The following is an 18,189-nucleotide window of genomic DNA, read 5'->3' as shown; positions in this document are numbered from 1 at the left end:
ATGTCTTTATGAAGAGTTTAACGGAGAAAGTTCTAACCAGTGTGAAAAAGAAAGAAACAAATCGTCCTCTCGTACTTTCAGCTATTGTGATCGGAATGTTCATGGCTGCAATAGAAGGAACGATCGTTTCAACAGCGATGCCAGGAATCGTTTCTGATCTTGGTGGCTTTTCTAAGTTTAGCTGGGTATTTTCATCATACTTACTTATGTCCGCCATTACGGTATTATTATTTGGAAAGTTATCAGATCTTTTCGGGCGAAAGCCAATCTACGCTTTCGGAGTCATCGTGTTTTTAATCGGTTCGATACTTTGTGGTTTTGCAGAGACGATGGAAGCACTCATTCTCTTTCGGTTGATTCAGGGAATCGGTGCTGGGGCTGTTCAGCCTATCGCACTTACAATCGTAGGTGACATGTACTCAATGGAAGAAAGAGCAAAGATACAAGGGTATTTAGCTAGTGTATGGGGAATTTCAGCCATTGCGGGACCTGCTCTCGGTGGGCTCTTCGTTACATATATCGATTGGTCATGGGTTTTTTGGATGAACATCCCACTTGGGATATTGTCTCTTATTGGGGTGCTAATGCTTCTACATGAAAATATCAGTAAAGAGAAGAAACCAGTGGATTATCCAGGAGCGCTCGTACTACTAGTTTCAGTTAGTGCTCTTATGGTCGTGCTCATTCAAGGTGGTACGTACTGGGAATGGACTTCTTTGCCGATACTCGGGCTGATCGTTTTGACAATGTTTGGAATAGGGTTGTTCTTTTTTATTGAAACGCGTGCAAAAGAACCAATCATGCCACTTGGAATTTGGAGAGACCCCTTAATTACCCTCGCAAACTCAGTAACATTCACAACGGGTATCATCTTGATCGGTGTCTCGAGCTTCTTGCCAACATTTGTGCAGGGGGTTATGGAGCGATCGCCTATTGTTGCGGGCTTCACACTCACGACGATGTCGATCGGATGGCCGATCGCATCTACGATAGCAGGTAAGCTCGTGATCAAAATCGGATTTCGTATTACATCAGTCCTAGGAGGCATTTCTCTTCTCATTGGCGCCACGATCTACATGATGATGACGCCAGAGCTTGGACCATTTTTCGCCGGAACTGGTTCCTTTTTTATTGGGGTCGGAATGGGGTTAACATCGACAACCTTCATCGTTGCGATTCAAAGCTCAGTTGCCTGGAAGCAGCGTGGAATCGCAACAGCTTCTAACGTATTTATGCGAACACTTGGAAGCGCAGTAGGTGCAGCACTACTAGGAGGAATCTTGAATAGCCGCCTGAAGCACTATCTTGAAAGTCGTGATGTTGACCTTGATATCAATTCAGCTAATATGCTTCTTGATGAAGAAAAAAGGAATAATCTTGAGGCTGCTACGCTAGCAATCTTGCAAAACGGATTGACCGTTTCTCTAAAATGGGTTTATTTCGGTATCGGCATACTAGCTCTTGTTAGTTTTGCAGTTGTGATCTTTATGCCAAAGCACTCGAACAAAAGAAATCCGTCTCGATCATGAGACGGATTTCGGTTGAATGAACTCGATTCTATTCTTAAAAGGATCGTAGAAAGTAAACCTATCGAAACCAGCGATTTGCGTTTCTTCCTTTATCTGAACATTGAAGTGTTGTAATCTAGCACGAGCTTCATCAATGTTTCCTACTTCAAAAGCAGGGTGTCGTTTACTTGGATGAACATCTTTTTCGACACCAATATGAATTTCGATGCCTGCACCTTTGAGCCAAAACCCACCGTTTTTCTTCAATGCCTCAGGTTTTTCGATCTCCACAAATCCAAGAACGTCTTTATAAAACATTCTTGCTTCATTCTCCATGCCTACAGGTATACAGATTTGTATGTGATGAACTCTTCGATAGTCGATATTCATATAAAACACTCCTTAAAATTGACTTGTGAATATGCTGTAGCATACTTGGAAGATTAATAGGATCGTCATCGTTCTTAGAAGCCAGTCGATCTGTGAAAGCGACAGCTTATCGGCTATTCTTACTGAAATTTGAGCCCCAGTAATGGAACCGACGGCTAACGGTATGGCGATCGTCATATCTAGATGACCACTCAAGGAATAAACGATAACAGCGCCTGTACAGCTTAAAAAGGTATTAAAACGCGTTAATCCGATTGAAAATAGATACGAAAGCCCGCTCTGTCTAAATAAATGCATTTGAAGCGTCGCTTGTCCAGGACCAAATGATCCATCGTACCACCCGATCACTCCGACAAAGGGAAGCGCTCTTTTCGGGACTTGTTTTAACGTTGTACTAGACTGCTTTTTCTTCAAAAATGATAGCCCGAGTGCAGCTACGAGAAGAGAACCTGCGAATAGCTGGAGAGCCTCGTCGGAGAGGGAAGAAGCAAACAAGCCACCAAGTATTCCTCCAACTAAAGCAATAGGACCTGTTTTTAATGCCTCTTTCATCGCTAGCTCTTTTCTTCTTAATAAAACAAAAAAGCTTGAAAATGAACTTAACATGTTAGAAAATTTGTTAGCAGAAATAATCGAATGAATCGGTAGCCCTAGTAAGATCATAGCAGGCAAGTTGATCAAGCCGCCGCTACCAGATAATGTTCCAATAAATGTTGCGATGAGTCCGATTCCAAATAACCATAGCCATTCCATAATGAATCACCCTTTTTCGTTCATATTGGAATCTCCTTCCATAGTATATTATTGTTAGAGTGATAATGAAAATAGATAATAATGATGATAATACATAAGAAAAACTTATGATTACGAATATCAGAAATATGTAGACAAAACGTCGGAGAGTGATGAGATGAGTACAGAATACAAGGTTCTTTCGATTCTTGCTGAAGAGAAGAACATGCGGAGAGCCGCAGAGCGGCTATACGTTTCACAACCAGCACTAAGTCAGCGGCTCCAATCCATCGAAAAAGCCTGGGGTGTACCGATCTTCCTAAGATCTCAAAAAGGCTTGACGGTAACACCTGCAGGAGAGCGAATCATCGATTTTGCAAACGATACGCTCAGAAGAGAAGAAAAAGTGTATGAAGCATTAACGTCGCTGAGTTCTGAAGTTCACGGAACGTTAAAACTAGCAGTCGCATCGATTATAGGACAGTACTGGCTCCCTTCTGTATTGAAGAGGTTCGTTGAGAATTATCCGAGTGTGAAGATTTCGCTCGTAACAGGGTGGAGCAGTGAGATTTTAAAATATTTATATGAAGATGATATTCATGTCGGTATCATTCGTGGCAAGCCAGACTGGAGAGGGAGAAGTCATTATCTCTTGTCTGATGAACTATATTTAGTCGACACTGCGATCCGTTCGATAGAAGAGCTTCAGCAAACTGAGAAACCGTTCATACAGTTCAAGAGTGATTCGACTTACTATCAAGAGATTCAGGAATGGTGGCAAACGCAATCGTTTGCTCCACCAAAGAAAACGATCGTTGTGGACCAAATCGAAACGTGCAAACAGATGGCGCTGAACGGCATCGGCTATGCGATCCTCCCATCGATCTCGATTACAGAAGATGTGAGTGAATATCATCGCATCCCTCTTTTAGATAAAGAAGGAAACGCGTTGAAACGAGATACGTGGTTATTAACGAATGATACCGCACTTCAATTAAAACAGGTGGAAAAGTTCCTCGAACTCCTCAACGGATAGGAAATCATTAGACTTCACGAAAACAATCATGTACGATAAAATGAAAAGCATGCGGCAAAGCCGTGTAGCTATTTGGAATCAAGGAGGAAGAATAACCATGAAAATGATGGATGCAAACGAAATTATTAGCTTTATTCAAAACAGTGAGAAATCAACTCCTGTAAAAGTACATATTAAAGGAAAGCTAGAAGGTATCGACTTCGGTAGTAACACGAAGACGTTTATTACTGGTGATACTGGCGTTCTTTTCGGTGAATGGAAAGAAATCAAACATGTTCTTGAAAACGAAGCTTCTAACATCGAAGATTACGTTGTAGAAAACGATCGCAGAAACTCTGCAATTCCAATGCTTGACCTTAAAGGCATTCAAGCACGAATCGAGCCTGGCGCGATCATTCGTGACCAAGTTGAAATCGGAAACAACGCAGTTATCATGATGGGTGCTATGATCAACATCGGTTCTGTTGTTGGCGAGGGCACAATGATCGATATGAACGTTGTTCTAGGAGGACGCGCAACAGTTGGTAAGAATTGTCACATCGGTGCAGGCGCTGTTCTTGCTGGTGTCATTGAGCCACCTTCTGCAACACCAGTTATCATTGAAGATGATGTTGTCGTTGGAGCGAACGCTGTTGTCCTTGAAGGCGTAAAAGTTGGAAAAGGCGCAGTGATTGCAGCTGGATCGATCGTTACAGAAGACGTTCCTGAATACACGCTCGTCGGTGGTACTCCAGCACGAGTACTTAAAGAAATCGATGATCAAACTCGTTCTAAAACTGAGATCAAAAAAGAGCTTCGTCAGCTTAAAGCAGACTGATTTTATATGAATAGAAGAGCAGTAAGACGAGATCTGCATCGTATCCCTGAAATAGGATTTCAGGAATATAAGACACAGCAGTATCTGCTTCAGTTCATCGAACAGCTGCCCGAAGAGCATCTTGAAGTGAAAACTTGGAAAACAGGAATCTTAGTACTCGTAAAAGGAAGTAACCCGACTAAAACGGTCGGTTACCGTACTGACATAGACGGCCTTCCGATACAAGAGCAAACTGGGTACCTGTTTCAATCAGAGCATGAAGGATACATGCATGCCTGTGGTCATGACTTTCATATGACGATCGCGTTAACCCTTCTTGAACACTACGCTGTAAAACGTGTGAAGGATAACCTGCTGTTTATTTTCCAACCAGCAGAAGAGGGACCAGGTGGAGCTCTTCCAATGTTAGCTTCAGAAGAATTTAACGCTTGGAAGCCTGATGAAATGGTTGCTCTTCATATTGCACCAGAATATCCAGTCGGCACGGTCGCAACGAAGCCAGGTTTGCTCTTCGCAAACACTTCAGAGCTATTTATCGACTTGATCGGCAAGGGCGGGCACGCTGCTTATCCTCACCAATCACGCGATATGGTCGTTGCAGGCAGTCATCTTGTTACACAGCTTCAATCGATCGTTGCAAGGAATATCGATCCCCTCGATTCGGCAGTCGTTACGATCGGGAAGATTGAAGGGGGGACGAAGCAAAACATTATTGCTGAAACCTCCCGTCTTGAAGGGACGATCAGATCGCTTTCGGCAGATTCTATGACGCTTGTGAAAAGGCGTATTGAATCGATCGTCAAAGGGATTGAAGCTTCATTTGAATGTGAAGCGAAAATCGATTATGGCTCGAACTACTATCAGGTGTTCAATGATGCGCAGCTAGTCGAAAGGTTTATGAATGTTACTAGAGAGTTAAGCGATATAACTATGATTGAGTGTCGTGAAGCGATGACGGGCGAAGACTTTGGGTATTTCTTACGAGATATACCAGGGTTCATGTTTTGGCTTGGAGTAGATTCAGAATCAGGACTGCATTCCTCTACTTTGAAGCCAGATGAAGATGCGATTGACGTCGCGTTCGATGTTCTTACAAACTATATCGACAGCACGTTTGGATAATAAGACGCCTCGAGGATCACCTCGAGGCGTTTTTTTTGTGCCTTAAACCGTTTTTAGCGTTTGACTGTATTGATATGTTACAAAATCATGTTTATAAATTTCTTTAACTAATTGCATAGTTTCTTCATTTTAAAAGTTTTGATAGTCAGGAACCGGCTTATTTAAGGAGGATTGTGACATCTTCACTTCAGCAAAGCACCTCTCATCATATTTCTTCATCTTATCCGTTATGTGATGAGGAGACTTTACGATCGTTTCTATGGGAGAGTGTGGCAGGTTATATTGTTTTTCTATCGTTTTTAACTCATTCATGAAGTTTTCAAGTCGTATATAGTTTTTTATTAGCAACTCTTCTCCATCAGTGTATTGTTGTGCAATATGGAGGTTGATCGCGCCTTTTGTAACACCGATGTTTCTTATAATATACAGAAATTGTTTGAAAGACATACCATCTTTAAGGTGTGGTGCGATGACTCTCATAATGCTTTCATTCGTTATCGTTGCAAAATATGAGCTCACTGCACGCGTGAACGGGTCTCGAACAAGCTTGTAGACATCTTTTTCATCGTTAGCTAGTGCTTTCAGTATATTCTTCTCATAATGTGGTTGATTTTGAAATTCGTTCATTCTATATGAGTGAATGGACTCGTATTGCGAGGCCGCTTCAAGTAGTCCTATGTGATAAAAATACCATTTAGCAAGTGAAGTACATCCTCCTTTTGGGCTCCAAAAGAATAGGATTGGGAAATTAGAATCGTATAAAGGAAGTGGAGGTGAGACTAACTTGTTGATTACCACTTCTTTTTTTAGATTGCCCAATAGTGCTCAACTCCTTTAAGGCTAGTCCTATTATTGACTATTAACTATAGTATGCAAAGGTAATTGGAAAAGTGAGGTCAATGTCAGTTCTGGTCGCATTATGATTTTATGGGTACGAATATTTCTTTTCGGAAACTAATGATTTATGTTCAAACAATGAATAGTTTAGCGAAAATAGTTCATCCTAATGCTAGTACTCGCAATGCATTAGAGGGGAAGGAGTGAAAAGCATGAAAAGAATCGCTGTAGAAGATACGCTTTCTGACGTAGCACAAGCGCTTCAAGCAAAAGGGTATGAAGTGGTTTCCCTTAAGCAGGAAGCTGATGCAAACGGCTGTGATTGCTGTGTGATCTCAGGTCAGGATCAGAACGTTATGGGAATGCAGGACGCTACTACACAAGGAAGTGTCATCAACGCTGATGGCATGACAGCTGATCAAGTTTGTCAGCAAGTCGACAGCAGATATCAGCAATAAAGAAACCGCCCCCTTCTAGAAGGGGGCGGTTCTCGTTAATCATCTTTTTTTACCCAATTGCCATTATCGTTTTTTTCGTATTTTTCTTCCACTGCACTCCAAGCTACTTTAAAAGCTGTCTTCTCGTTATCGTATTGCTCTGAAGCAGAATTAAAGGCTTCCTTAAAGATATCTTGTGCATGTGATGGAAGATTATCTTTTACCTTATCTGGCAGGTCACTTCTCGAATCATAAGGCAATGACGTCACGCTCCTTAAACGATTTGTCATTACTTTACCCAGCGCTAGTGACCCTTAAACGATTACTGCTCTTTCTTCTCAAGGTAAACTTGATGTGGGAAAGGGATTTCGATTCCGTTCGCATCGAATGCTTCTTTAATCTCTTTACGAAGTTGACGCTCAACGCCCCACTGTTCCATATTCCTTGTTTGACAGAGAACGCGGATGACAACATCAGAATCACCAAGGTTTTGAACACCTAGAACGTTAGGACCTTCAACGATTGAATCGTTCGTCTCGGCAACCTTTTCACACACATCTTGAAGAACGCGAATCGCTTCGTCAATATTGTCATCATATGAAATGCCAATATCGACAAGGGCGCGCATGTTTCCTCTAGAATGGTTGCTCAGTGAGCTGATCTCACGGTTCGGAACATAGTTAAGTGTTCCGTCAAAAGAACGGATATGAGTTGTGCGAAGACCAACTTCTTCAACGATTCCACCGAATCCAGCTGCTGTTACATAGTCGCCAACATCCATCTGCTTTTCAAGTAAGATGAAGAATCCTGTCACGACATCACTAACCAGTCCTTGAGCACCAAATCCAACTGCTAGACCGATGATACCAGCACCAGCGATCAATGCTTTAATATCGAATCCAAACGTATCGAACACGACCGCCACAACGATGAAAATCAATACATAAGCGAAAATGCTCATCGTTAAATTCTTTAATGTGTCTGCTCTGCTTTGACTCATATTTTTTTTCGTGGTTACTTCAGTGAAGGACTTTTCAATAAAACGAGTTCCTAATGATTTCACGATCGCATAAACGATAAAGATTGCGATAAGTTGTAGAATGAGTAGTCCAGTATCAACGAGCAATTCTGCCCAGCTGATATTTTCAATAAAATCCATGTTTCTCCTCCTTTAACCAAATACGGGTATATACCTTACTGACAAAGTATAGCGAAAAATGTCGTTAAGGTTCAAGTGAAGTGTTATAGAAGACGTAAGAAAAATATTTCGTTATACTTATCATGTCATGTTTATGAAATAGAATACACGGGCAATATAGGGAAGTACGTTGCCTATTCATTATATTAAATTAATTATTACTTAATATTGACTATAAAAAATGGTTGTACTATAATGACAAACGTGGGCGAAAGCCGCAGGATATTTTCTAGGAGGGATTTACACATGGCAGAACGCATGGTAGGTAAACAAGCACCTCGCTTCGAAATGGAAGCAGTTATGAACAACAAAGAATTCGGTAAAGTAAGTCTTGAAGAGAACATGAAGAACGACAAATGGACAGTTCTTTTCTTCTATCCAATGGACTTCACATTCGTGTGCCCGACTGAAATCACTGCACTAAGTGACCGTTACGATGAGTTCGACGATCTAGATGCAGAAGTAATCGGAGTATCTACTGATACAATTCATACACACTTAGCTTGGATCAACACTGACCGTAACGAAAATGGTCTTGGTGATTTAAACTATCCACTAGCTGCAGATACAAACCATAAAGTATCTAAAGAATACGGCGTATTTATTGAAGATGAAGGTGTAGCACTTCGCGGACTATTCATCATCAGCCCTGAAGGTGAACTTCAGTACGCAGTTGTTAACCATAACAACATTGGCCGTGACGTTGATGAAACACTTCGTGTGCTTCAAGCACTTCAAACTGGTGGACTTTGCCCAGCAAACTGGAAACCAGGTCAAGAAACGCTAAACGTATAATATAGATTAAACCTAAAACCTCCAGGTGATCCTGGAGGTTTTTTTATTTAAACTATCATACTAAAATCGGTCATAAAAAGAAGAGTTTATACGTAATGTAACATGTGCAATGGCCTAAGTGTCGTGCTCACTCTGTTTTCATAGAAAGAACAATTTGTATGCTAGTAGTGGTAAAAAATCTTCAAGAAGAAAATCTTGGAGTTTTTTTTATTTAATAGTCTCAATTGGTGGTTATTTATTTCGAAATCCGATATATTATGTATATTGTCACTAATTTTACAATTCATTTATAGTCAAAGGTGGTGTCGCGTTGGATACGTTTAAGAGATTAAAAGATTTTTATTGGCCGTATAAGAAGTTGTTCTTATGGTCTGTGTTCTCATTGTTTTTTGTAACCGGAATCACGGTGGTATACCCGATGGTCCTGCAATTTACGATCGATGACGTCATTCTGAGTCAGGAGTATCAATGGGTTCCTTATCTCGCATTTGGATTTATAGGCATTATGTTGTTTAAGGGTATCGCTACATTCTTTCATCAGTACTTAGGGGATCTCTTTGGGGTAACAGCTGTCTATCGACTAAGAGAAGAGCTTTACAAAAAGCTTCAGTACTTACCTTTTCGATACTATGATAATGCGAAGACCGGAGATTTAATGTCACGCTTAACTGCTGATGTTGAAGGTTTTCGCTTTTTCCTTTCTTTTGGATTCGCACAAGTGATCAACTTTTTACTACTGATCACATTCAGTTTGATCGTCATGTTCAATTATTCTGTTCCGTTAGCGCTCGTAACGCTAGGAATGCTCCCTTTCCTCAGTATCGCAGTTTATCGCTTCGATAAAAACGTTCACCCAGCATTTAGAGGAATCCGGAAATCGATGGCGAGGTTAAATACGAAGGTACAAGAAAACATTAGCGGGATCAATACGGTCAAATCGCTATCGAGAGAAGACTTCGAGATCGGTAAGTTCGTAAACAGCAATACGGACTATCGCGACAACTACTTGACGACGTCGAATATATGGGCGAAGTTCTTCCCGATGATGGAGTTTATCGGAAATCTCTGTGTGGTGTTCCTACTATCATATGGTGGGTATCTCGTGTTCCAAAACCAGCTTCGACCTGGAGAACTCGTTGCTTTCTTTAGTCTTGTTTGGTACATCATCTGGCCGATCATGAACTTAGGATTCGTCATCAACACTTTCTCTCAATCAAAAGCTTCAGGTGAACGACTACTTGAAATTTTAGATGAACCTGAAGATATTTCTGATAAAGAAGGTGCCATCGAGGTGAACCGTTTAGAAGGTCATGTTGAGTTTAAACATGTGACGCACAAGTATGCTTCTGAAGATGACGAGGCGTTGAAGGATATTTCTTTTGATGCACCAAAAGGTACAACAATTGGTTTATTAGGTGCAACGGGGTCAGGAAAGACAACGGTTACGCAGTTGATCGCTCGTTTTTATGAACCAGATAGTGGAGAGATCTTGATCGATGGTAAAAAGATCGATGACTATACATTCAAGTCTCTTAGGAGAAATATTGGCGTAGTGCTTCAAGAGACGTTCTTATTTTCATCAACAATTCGCGATAATATTGCCTATGGCGATCCTGATGTTTCGTTCGAGAAAATTCAAGATGCAGCGAAACGTGCACAGGCGCATGAGTTCATTATGGAATTGCCTGAAGGGTATGACACGGTTCTTGGAGAGCGTGGAATGGGGCTCTCAGGAGGACAAAAACAACGAATTGCAATCGCTCGAGCTATATTGACAGATCCAAGTATTTTGATTCTCGATGATGCTACGAGTGCAGTCGATATGCAAACGGAATTTAAGATTCAAAAAGCTTTCGAAGAAGTGATGAAGGGAAGAACGACTTTTATCATCGCGCATAGAATTTCTTCATTGAAGCATGCCGATGAAATCCTTGTACTGAATAAAGGAGAAATCGTTGAGCGCGGAAAGCATGATGAACTGATCGAGAACGAAGGATACTACCGAGGTATCTACGATATTCAGTATCAAGACCAAAAAGAGATTATGAGTAGACAGACGGTTTGAAAAGGGGTGAAAAAGCGAAATGAAACAGAATCGTAGACAACGATTTCACTATTCTCAGGATTCAGCTATTGAAAAACAGTTTAACTGGAAGCAGATGACGAGGCTCCTAGGATACATGGAACCATATAAGAAAACCCTTCTCCCAAAAGCAATCATTACGATGCTTATTTCAACAGCTGTAAGGTTGATCGTACCGATCTTTATCGGGGTATTGCTTTTCGATCATGCGATAAAAAATAAAGATGAAACACTATTGATTCAGCTCATTATTGGTATAGCCGTGCTGTATGTCATTTCATGGATTTCGAACACATACCGTATCAAATGGACGAATCAGCTGGGTCAATACATCATCTATGATATTAGGCAAGGGTTATTTAAGCACATACAAAAGCTATCGCATGGATTCTTTGACAAACGATCAGCAGGTTCAATCTTAGTAAGAATCATAAACGATGTAAATTCGATGCAAGAACTTTTTACAAATGGTGTTATCAACTTGTTGATGGATATCGTTCTGTTACTTGGTATCCTCGTGGTCATGTTTATTCTAAGTCCAGAGTTGACGCTAGCGATCATGATTATCCTGCCGCTCATGTTCTTGATCTCGACTAGGCTACGAAGAAGGATCAGGAGATCATGGCAGCAGGTTAGGGTGAAGCAAGCGAAGCTAAACTCTCACTTGAACGAAAGCATTCAAGGTATTCGCGTGACACAGTCTTATACACAGGAAACAGAGAACATGGACTTCTTTGAAGGCGTAAACCATGAAACGTACTCAAGTTGGAAGGATGCGACGAAGAAGAGTGCGATGTTCCGACCTTTCGTAGAGATGTCGAATGCAATTGGAACAGCGATTCTGATTTGGTTTGGTGTCTATTTAATCCAGAACGGTCTTGATTATGGTGTCTTCGTAACGTTTGCTTTTTACTTAGGAATGTTCTGGGAACCGATCTCAAGATTAGGTCAAGTATATAACCAGCTACTCGTAGCGATGGCTTCATCAGAGCGAATTTTTGAATTTTTAGATGAAAAGCCAAATGTTCCTGAGAAAAAGGACGCAAGAGAATTTAAAGAAATGAAAGGTGAAATCACGTTCGAAGACGTTGAATTCTCCTATGATGAGAAAAGAAAAGCACTTCATCAGATGAGTTTACGAATGAAAGCGGGCGAAACAGTTGCACTTGTTGGGCACACTGGTTCTGGTAAATCAACGATCGCCAATCTGATCAGTAGGTTTTATGATCCTACAAAAGGGTCAGTAAAAATCGATGGCGTCGATTTACGAGATGTTAAATTGGATAGTTTGCGCCAAAAAGTGAGTGTCGTGCTTCAAGATACGTTTATCTTTTCTGGTACGATTATGGAAAACATTCGTTTCGGTCGACCTGATGCAACAGATGAAGAAGTGCTCGAAGCAGCAGAAGCAGTCGGAGCGGATCAGTTTATCAAGAGGCTAAGCAATGGGTATGAAACGGAAGTTGAAGAGAGGGGTAACGTACTTTCAGTGGGTGAACGTCAGTTGTTATCTTTCGCCCGGGCGTTATTAGCCGATCCGAGAATTTTGATACTCGATGAAGCAACCGCTAGTATCGACACAGAAACTGAGCTCAAGATTCAGAACGCACTAAACGTCGTACTCGAAGGTAGAACAGCGATTATGATCGCCCATAGGCTGTCAACAATCCGTGGAGCAGACAATATTATCGTGTTAGATCATGGTCGTATATTAGAGCAGGGAGATCATAACGAATTGATGCGTAAAGGTGGAACCTACTACGAATTAGTCCGTTCACAGTTTAATATGATGGATGCAGGTTAATAAAGAAGTCCTTTTCGGACTTCTTTTTTTATTTTAGATTGTGATACTTGTCACAAAGTCCTCGTTCAGTCATAATAGATTTGTAGAAAGCTTCACATGTTTGTTAGTTTTTGTTCAAGTTGATAAGGGAAGATTGTTTACAAGACATTGAGTTGATTTAAAAGGGGATGAAGTAGGTGGAAATGGATTCAGCGATGCTCAGCAGGCTTTTAACAAGCCTTACACTAGGGTTTCATATAATCTTTGCAACTCTCGGTGTTGGTGTGCCTTTGCTTATTAGTTTAGCAGAATGGATCGGGATCAAGCGCAATGACCCTTACTACACGTTATTAGCAAGGCGCTGGTCAAGAGGGTTTGTTGTAACGGTTGCAGTAGGGGTTGTGACAGGAACGGCTATTGGCTTACAGCTTTCTTTACTCTGGCCAAACTTTATGCAGCTTGCCGGTCAGGTAATCAGTTTGCCTTTATTCTTAGAAACGTTTGCGTTTTTCTTTGAAGCAATCTTTCTAGGAATCTATTTATATACATGGGATCGATTTAAAAAGCCAATCTACCACTGGTTGATTTCAATACCAGTCGTAATCGGTTCAACCATGTCGGCAGTCTTTATCTCTACAGTCAATGCGTTCATGAATGCTCCACAAGGTTTTACGATGGTCGATGGTGTATTGACTGATATAGAACCGCTTGCTGCGATGTTTAATCCCGCGACGCCAACTAAAGTAGGTCATGTTGTGATGTCCGCATACCTTACATCGGCAATCGTACTAGCCGCGATCACAGCATTTATGATGCTCAGGGGCAAGACTGGTACGTATTACAAAAAAGCGTTGAAACTGACGATGACAGCAGGTTTTATTTTTGCGATTGGGACCGCGATGGTAGGGGATTTCGCAGGGAAGTTTCTTGCGGAATACCAACCTGAAAAACTAGCTGCTGCAGAATGGCATTTTGAAACAACTGGGAATGCAGGGTTAATTGTTGGAGGTATTCTAGATGAAGAGAATGAAGAAGTTAAATACGGTCTCGTGTTACCTAACTTCTTAAGTATCCTTGCTCACGGTAACCCGAGTGCGGAAGTGATGGGCTTAGATCAAGTACCAGAAGATGAAACACCGCCACTCTTTATCCATTACCTTTTTGATGGCATGGTAGGAATCGGAATGTATTTAGCAGCTCTGACGTTCTTCTATATGCTCGCTTTAAGGGTTAAACGATTCAACCCGGGTAACAGATGGTTACTAAGGCTTATCGTCATTGCAGGACCGCTTTCGATGCTTGCAATTGAATTTGGATGGATTTTCTCAGAAGTGGGGCGTCAGCCTTGGATCCTTTGGGACATTCTCCGAACAGGTCACGCTGCAACAACGTCTGATCACGTAGGCTTGATGCTGATCTTGTTCTTATTGTTATACATCGTCCTCGGGACGCTTTGTGTCATCGTTCTTAGAAAGATGTTCCACTCGAATCCAGCAGAAAATGAGTTAGAGGAAATCGCAAAATCTAGATAGGGGGGTGTCAAATTGGATATTCAGGTTATAGGGATCACGGTGTTATGGGTATTTCTATATGGCTATCTAATCACTGCTTCAATCGATTTCGGAGCCGGCTTCTTTGCATACTATGGTGAATTAACAGGCCGAGATCATATCATCAACCGTATTATCAGTCGGTACTTATCTCCGGTTTGGGAAGTCACGAATGTGTTCTTCGTATTCTTTTTCGTAGGTCTGATCGGTTTCTTTCCAGACACAGCTTATTATTTCGGAACAGCATTGCTTGTGCCTGGAAGCATTGCGATCATTCTCATAGCCATCAGAGGCTCGTTTTATGCGTTCGGGAACTACGGTGCAAAAAAGAGTAAAGTGTATACCTTCTTGTATGGAGTGACAGGGTTATTGATCCCTGCTTCGCTCTCAACGGCACTCACTTTATCTGAAGGTGGTTTCATAGAAGAAGTGGATGGCAACGTCACGTTTCTCGCAGGTGAACTTTTCACAAGTTTTTATTCTTGGTCAGTCGTGTTACTTGCGATCGTTTCTGTATTGTTCATCAGTGCAGCATTTCTTACGTTTTATGCAAGCAGAGCGAATGATACGCCTGCGCTAGAACTTCTAAGGAAATACGCTCTCTTTTGGAGCGCACCAACCATTTTAGCTAGTATACTCGTCTTCGTAGCGCTGCAGCAACACAACCCTGAACATTTTGCGAGCACGCTCGACTATGCGTGGCTGTTTATTGCATCACTGTTTTGTTTCTTAGTTGCAACATACTTAATCTTTCATAAGAAACGCTATGGAACAGCCTTTATCTTTGTTATGCTGCAATTCTTTTTTGCGTTCTTTGGCTACGGGGTGTCACACCTCCCGTGGATTTTATACGACTACGTTACGATTTACTCTGGCTACACGAATGAAACGATGGGGGTTTACCTAGTAATTGCGTTCGTAGCTGGACTATGCTTACTCGTACCTTCTCTAATCTTATTGATGCGACTATTCCTCTTTGATGCTGAGTATGTAAAAGGGAACAAGTCGTAAAGAGATCATATTGACACGGTGGTACAACGTGATAGGATAGAGTTAACAACGTGGCAGCGGATCGCTGTCACGTTTCTTTCCGAGATAAGTAGGAGGAGTGTACGTTGAAAAAACAATTTGCGGTTATTGGACTAGGCCGTTTTGGCGGTAGTATATGCAAATCATTGAGTCAACAGGGAATGGAAGTTCTCGCAATCGATATGGATGAAGACAAAGTTAACGAATTTTCCTCCGTAGCAACGCACGCTGTTATCGCAGATTCAACGGATGAGAGCGTATTAAAAAATCTAGGTATACGAAATTTTGATCACGTGATTGTCGCGATCGGAGATAATATCCAGTCGAGCATCCTTACCACGTTGATCTTGAAAGAGCTAGGTGTAAGTAACATTACGGTAAAAGCTCAAAATGATTATCATGAAAAAGTTCTGAACAAGATCGGTGCTGATAAGATCGTTCACCCAGAGAGAGATATGGGGATGAGAATTGCTCATAATATCATATCGAATAGTGTACTCGACTATTTAGAGCTTTCAGATGAACATAGTATCGTCGAACTTATCGCAAACTCAAGAATGGATAATAAAACGATTATCGAGCTCGATATCCGAGCAAAGTACGGTGCCAACATCGTTGCGATCAAGAATGGTGATGACATCATCGTTTCTCCTCAAGCGGACCAGAAGATCTACAAGGGAGATATTCTGATCGTGATCGGCTCAGATCAAGACATCAACCGTTTAGAGCGCCAGCTGCTTAATAGAGATTAATAAAGACCGCCTGTCATCGTGACAGGCGGTTTTTTCAGTTTAAATGATGACTTCGTTCTAGTAGTGTCTATACCGCAGAAAAACGGATTGTTTAAAGAGAATCAAGTTTTTTTTCTTGATGCAAGGCGTGTACATTCTAATTAGATTTAGGAAAGGAAATATTTCATATCCTGAGCTCTAATGAAGAAGCGTTCTACTGTTTTTAAATCAATTCTTTTAGGTTTTAGAATACATTTAACGCAGATTGGAGTGGAAGGATACTTGACTCCTGCGGGATATGCGGGACAGGTAAGACCCCGCAGGAACGAGGAGGCTTACCGCCCGCCCCGCGGAAAGCAAGTATCCTGGAGCGGAAACCCCACCCAGCCATAATGGATCGTTACCTATTAACGTTACTCGACAATCTAAAAAAGACCGCCTATCGAAGTGATAGGCGGTCTTTAATGATATTTTTAGATCTCCATGATGATCGGTAGGATCATTGGACGACGCTTTGTTTTCTCGTAAAGGAATGGTGCAAGCGTATCAGTGATTTCGTTCTTGATCTCAGACCACTGACTCGTACGTTTCTCCATGACACCATTAAGATGCTTCGATAGAAGATCTTGTGCATCGTTGATAAGATCTCCAGATTCTCTCATGTATACAAAGCCGCGAGAGATGATATCTGGGCCAGAAAGGATCTTGAATTCTTTCATGTTGATGCTGACAACAACGATTACGAGACCTTCTTCAGAAAGAATCTTACGGTCACGAAGAACGATGTTACCAATGTCTCCGATTCCTTTTCCATCAACGTAAACAGAACCGGATGGGATTTTACCGCTGATCGATGCTTCGTTTTCGCTTAGAGCTAGCACTTCACCATTGTCCATGATGAAAGAGTGATCTTGTGGAATGCCACAGTCCTGAGCGAGCTTCGTATGCATCTTAAGCATTCTGTATTCACCGTGGATCGGCATGAAGAATTTTGGCTTGATCAGGCGAAGCATCAATTTCTGTTCATCTTGCCCACCGTGTCCGGAAGTATGGATATCACTTAGTTTGTGATGGATAACTTCAGCTCCAGCACGAGACAGCTGGTTAATAATTCTCGAAACGCTTACCTGGTTACCAGGGATCGGCGAAGAGGAGAATACAACTGTATCACCAGGGATGATTTGAATTTGACGGTGCGTACCGTTAGCGATACGAGATAGCGCAGCCATCGGCTCTCCTTGACTTCCTGTACAAAGGATCGTTACTTGATTTTCTGGAAGTCTGTTGATTTGATGCGCATCGATGAACGTATCTTTCGGCGCACGAATGTATCCGAGTTCTTGTCCAATCGTAATGTTCGCTTCCATACTACGTCCAAATACCGCGACCTTACGTCCGTTTTCAACCGCAGCTTCAACAACTTGCTGAAGACGGTGGATGTTTGATGCGAACGTTGCGAAAATAACGCGGCCATCTACTTTTCTAAAAATGTCCTGAATCGTCTCACCGACGCGACTCTCAGACATCGTAAAGCCAGGAACTTCACTGTTTGTTGAGTCAGATAGAAGTGCTAATACGCCTTCTTTCCCGATCTCGGCCATCTTAGTAAGGTTAGCTGGCTCACCTACTGGAGTGAAGTCAAACTTGAAGTCACCTGTATGAACGATGTTTCCAGGTGGTGTCTTAACGACTACTCCAAAGGAATCTGGAATACTATGCGTTGTTCTGAAGAACGCAACAGATGTTTTTCTAAACTTGATGATGTCATCTTCTGTAATTTCGTTAAGAGACGCTCCTCTTAGAAGGCCGTGTTCTTCAAGTTTGTTTCGGATGAATCCTAGCGCAAGCTTACCTCCAAAGATCGGGACGTTAATCTCACGCAGTAAGTATGGGATACCACCGATATGGTCTTCGTGACCATGTGTGATGAAAAGTCCTTTAATCTTATCTTGGTTTTTCACAAGGTAAGAATAATCAGGAATTACATAATCGATTCCTAGTAACTCTTCTTCAGGGAACTTAACCCCTGCATCGACCAGGATAATTTCATCCTGGAACTGAATACCGTACATGTTTTTGCCGATTTCTCCTAGTCCACCGAGTGCAAAAACGGCTGTTTGATGATTTTTAACAAATTTCAT

General features: G+C 41.7%; 17 protein-coding genes. 11 read left to right on the top strand and 6 right to left on the bottom strand.

The features are described from left to right. Positions 1-8: 8 nt before the first annotated feature. The gene (locus tag ACXAEY_RS12445) at positions 9-1,529 is read left to right on the top strand and encodes an MDR family MFS transporter (protein WP_474812272.1); all 1,521 of its coding nucleotides are present in this window, start codon (positions 9-11) and stop codon (positions 1,527-1,529) included. On the opposite strand, the gene ACXAEY_RS12440 is transcribed toward ACXAEY_RS12445, so the two are convergent. Both ACXAEY_RS12440 and ACXAEY_RS12435 read right to left on the bottom strand, forming a co-directional pair. Beyond that, positions 1,524-1,898, bottom strand: coding sequence for a VOC family protein (locus ACXAEY_RS12440; RefSeq protein WP_474812270.1), 375 nt, complete (start codon positions 1,896-1,898; stop codon positions 1,524-1,526). The genes ACXAEY_RS12445 and ACXAEY_RS12440 overlap by 6 nt on opposite strands. Before the next feature lie 12 nt (positions 1,899-1,910). Then, positions 1,911-2,651: a sulfite exporter TauE/SafE family protein gene (locus tag ACXAEY_RS12435; RefSeq protein WP_474812268.1), complete on the bottom strand. Its 741-nt coding sequence runs from the start codon at positions 2,649-2,651 to the stop codon at positions 1,911-1,913. 157 nt (positions 2,652-2,808) lie between these two features. On the opposite strand from ACXAEY_RS12435, the gene ACXAEY_RS12430 reads away from it, so the two are divergent. From ACXAEY_RS12430 to ACXAEY_RS12420, 3 genes are all read left to right on the top strand, one after another. Next, positions 2,809-3,666 (top strand): LysR family transcriptional regulator, encoded by an 858-nt coding sequence (locus ACXAEY_RS12430; RefSeq protein ID WP_474812266.1) that lies wholly within the window; start codon positions 2,809-2,811, stop codon positions 3,664-3,666. A 97-nt stretch (positions 3,667-3,763) separates the two neighbouring features. Further along, positions 3,764-4,483: a 2,3,4,5-tetrahydropyridine-2,6-dicarboxylate N-acetyltransferase gene (gene dapD, locus ACXAEY_RS12425; protein WP_474812264.1), complete on the top strand. Its 720-nt coding sequence runs from the start codon at positions 3,764-3,766 to the stop codon at positions 4,481-4,483. Positions 4,484-4,489: 6 nt separating this feature from the next. Beyond that, complete coding sequence (locus ACXAEY_RS12420; RefSeq protein ID WP_474812262.1) at positions 4,490-5,605, top strand: N-acetyldiaminopimelate deacetylase; 1,116 nt, start codon at positions 4,490-4,492, stop codon at positions 5,603-5,605. A gap of 129 nt (positions 5,606-5,734) precedes the next feature. Here the strand turns inward: ACXAEY_RS12420 and ACXAEY_RS12415 are convergent, their stop codons facing one another. After that, positions 5,735-6,424: a sulfotransferase family 2 domain-containing protein gene (locus tag ACXAEY_RS12415; protein ID WP_474812260.1), complete on the bottom strand. Its 690-nt coding sequence runs from the start codon at positions 6,422-6,424 to the stop codon at positions 5,735-5,737. A gap of 230 nt (positions 6,425-6,654) precedes the next feature. Here ACXAEY_RS12415 and ACXAEY_RS12410 point away from each other — a divergent pair, with 230 nt between their 5' ends. Next, a complete protein-coding gene (locus tag ACXAEY_RS12410; protein WP_270181705.1) occupies positions 6,655-6,900 on the top strand; it encodes a YkuS family protein in 246 nt (81 codons plus the stop codon). A 35-nt stretch (positions 6,901-6,935) separates the two neighbouring features. On the opposite strand, the gene ACXAEY_RS12405 is transcribed toward ACXAEY_RS12410, so the two are convergent. Together ACXAEY_RS12405 and ACXAEY_RS12400 are read right to left on the bottom strand one after the other, a co-directional pair. Next, positions 6,936-7,139: a ChaB family protein gene (locus ACXAEY_RS12405; protein ID WP_474812257.1), complete on the bottom strand. Its 204-nt coding sequence runs from the start codon at positions 7,137-7,139 to the stop codon at positions 6,936-6,938. 62 nt (positions 7,140-7,201) lie between these two features. Then, positions 7,202-8,038 carry a mechanosensitive ion channel family protein gene (locus ACXAEY_RS12400; protein ID WP_474812256.1) on the bottom strand — a complete coding sequence of 279 codons (837 nt, stop codon included), beginning with the start codon at positions 8,036-8,038 and terminating at the stop codon, positions 7,202-7,204. Positions 8,039-8,323: 285 nt separating this feature from the next. Between ACXAEY_RS12400 and ACXAEY_RS12395 the strand changes: the two genes are divergently transcribed. The 6 genes from ACXAEY_RS12395 (at position 8,324) to ACXAEY_RS12370 (ending at position 16,069) form a co-directional block, all read left to right on the top strand. Then, on the top strand, positions 8,324-8,872 hold the full coding sequence (locus tag ACXAEY_RS12395) for a peroxiredoxin (RefSeq protein ID WP_270181708.1): 549 nt from the start codon (positions 8,324-8,326) through the stop codon (positions 8,870-8,872). Positions 8,873-9,182: 310 nt separating this feature from the next. Further along, positions 9,183-10,937 (top strand): ABC transporter ATP-binding protein, encoded by a 1,755-nt coding sequence (locus ACXAEY_RS12390; protein WP_270181709.1) that lies wholly within the window; start codon positions 9,183-9,185, stop codon positions 10,935-10,937. 19 nt (positions 10,938-10,956) lie between these two features. Continuing rightward, positions 10,957-12,759, top strand: a complete 1,803-nt coding sequence (locus tag ACXAEY_RS12385; protein WP_474812253.1) for an ABC transporter ATP-binding protein — start codon at positions 10,957-10,959, stop codon at positions 12,757-12,759. Positions 12,760-12,941: 182 nt separating this feature from the next. Further along, on the top strand, positions 12,942-14,270 hold the full coding sequence (locus ACXAEY_RS12380) for a cytochrome ubiquinol oxidase subunit I (protein ID WP_270182051.1): 1,329 nt from the start codon (positions 12,942-12,944) through the stop codon (positions 14,268-14,270). Between the two features lie 12 nt (positions 14,271-14,282). Continuing rightward, entirely contained in the window at positions 14,283-15,299 is a 1,017-nt protein-coding gene (locus tag ACXAEY_RS12375; protein WP_270181711.1) for a cytochrome d ubiquinol oxidase subunit II, read from the top strand. Positions 15,300-15,403: 104 nt separating this feature from the next. Beyond that, entirely contained in the window at positions 15,404-16,069 is a 666-nt protein-coding gene (locus tag ACXAEY_RS12370) for a potassium channel family protein (RefSeq protein ID WP_224881665.1), read from the top strand. A 452-nt stretch (positions 16,070-16,521) separates the two neighbouring features. Here ACXAEY_RS12370 and rnjA read toward each other — a convergent pair whose 3' ends face one another. Beyond that, positions 16,522-18,189, bottom strand: coding sequence for a ribonuclease J1 (rnjA, locus tag ACXAEY_RS12365; RefSeq protein WP_270181712.1), 1,668 nt, complete (start codon positions 18,187-18,189; stop codon positions 16,522-16,524).

It is taken from the genome of Anaerobacillus sp. ABA4_114 (assembly GCF_056159065.1).
This window is presented reverse-complemented; position numbering and strand designations above follow the sequence as displayed.

Bases quoted from the DNA above. Each gene is read 5' to 3' on its own strand.
- ACXAEY_RS12445 (WP_474812272.1), top strand. From the start codon at position 9: ATGAAGAGTTTAACGGAGAAAGTTCTAACCAGTGTGAAAAAGAAAGAA.
- ACXAEY_RS12440 (WP_474812270.1), bottom strand. From the start codon at position 1,898: ATGAATATCGACTATCGAAGAGTTCATCACATACAAATCTGTATACCT.
- ACXAEY_RS12435 (WP_474812268.1), bottom strand. From the start codon at position 2,651: ATGGAATGGCTATGGTTATTTGGAATCGGACTCATCGCAACATTTATT.
- ACXAEY_RS12430 (WP_474812266.1), top strand. From the start codon at position 2,809: ATGAGTACAGAATACAAGGTTCTTTCGATTCTTGCTGAAGAGAAGAAC.
- dapD (WP_474812264.1), top strand. From the start codon at position 3,764: ATGAAAATGATGGATGCAAACGAAATTATTAGCTTTATTCAAAACAGT.
- ACXAEY_RS12420 (WP_474812262.1), top strand. From the start codon at position 4,490: ATGAATAGAAGAGCAGTAAGACGAGATCTGCATCGTATCCCTGAAATA.
- ACXAEY_RS12410 (WP_270181705.1), top strand. From the start codon at position 6,655: ATGAAAAGAATCGCTGTAGAAGATACGCTTTCTGACGTAGCACAAGCG.
- ACXAEY_RS12400 (WP_474812256.1), bottom strand. From the start codon at position 8,038: ATGGATTTTATTGAAAATATCAGCTGGGCAGAATTGCTCGTTGATACT.
- ACXAEY_RS12395 (WP_270181708.1), top strand. From the start codon at position 8,324: ATGGCAGAACGCATGGTAGGTAAACAAGCACCTCGCTTCGAAATGGAA.
- ACXAEY_RS12385 (WP_474812253.1), top strand. From the start codon at position 10,957: ATGAAACAGAATCGTAGACAACGATTTCACTATTCTCAGGATTCAGCT.
- ACXAEY_RS12380 (WP_270182051.1), top strand. From the start codon at position 12,942: ATGGATTCAGCGATGCTCAGCAGGCTTTTAACAAGCCTTACACTAGGG.
- rnjA (WP_270181712.1), bottom strand. From the start codon at position 18,189: ATGAAATTTGTTAAAAATCATCAAACAGCCGTTTTTGCACTCGGTGGA.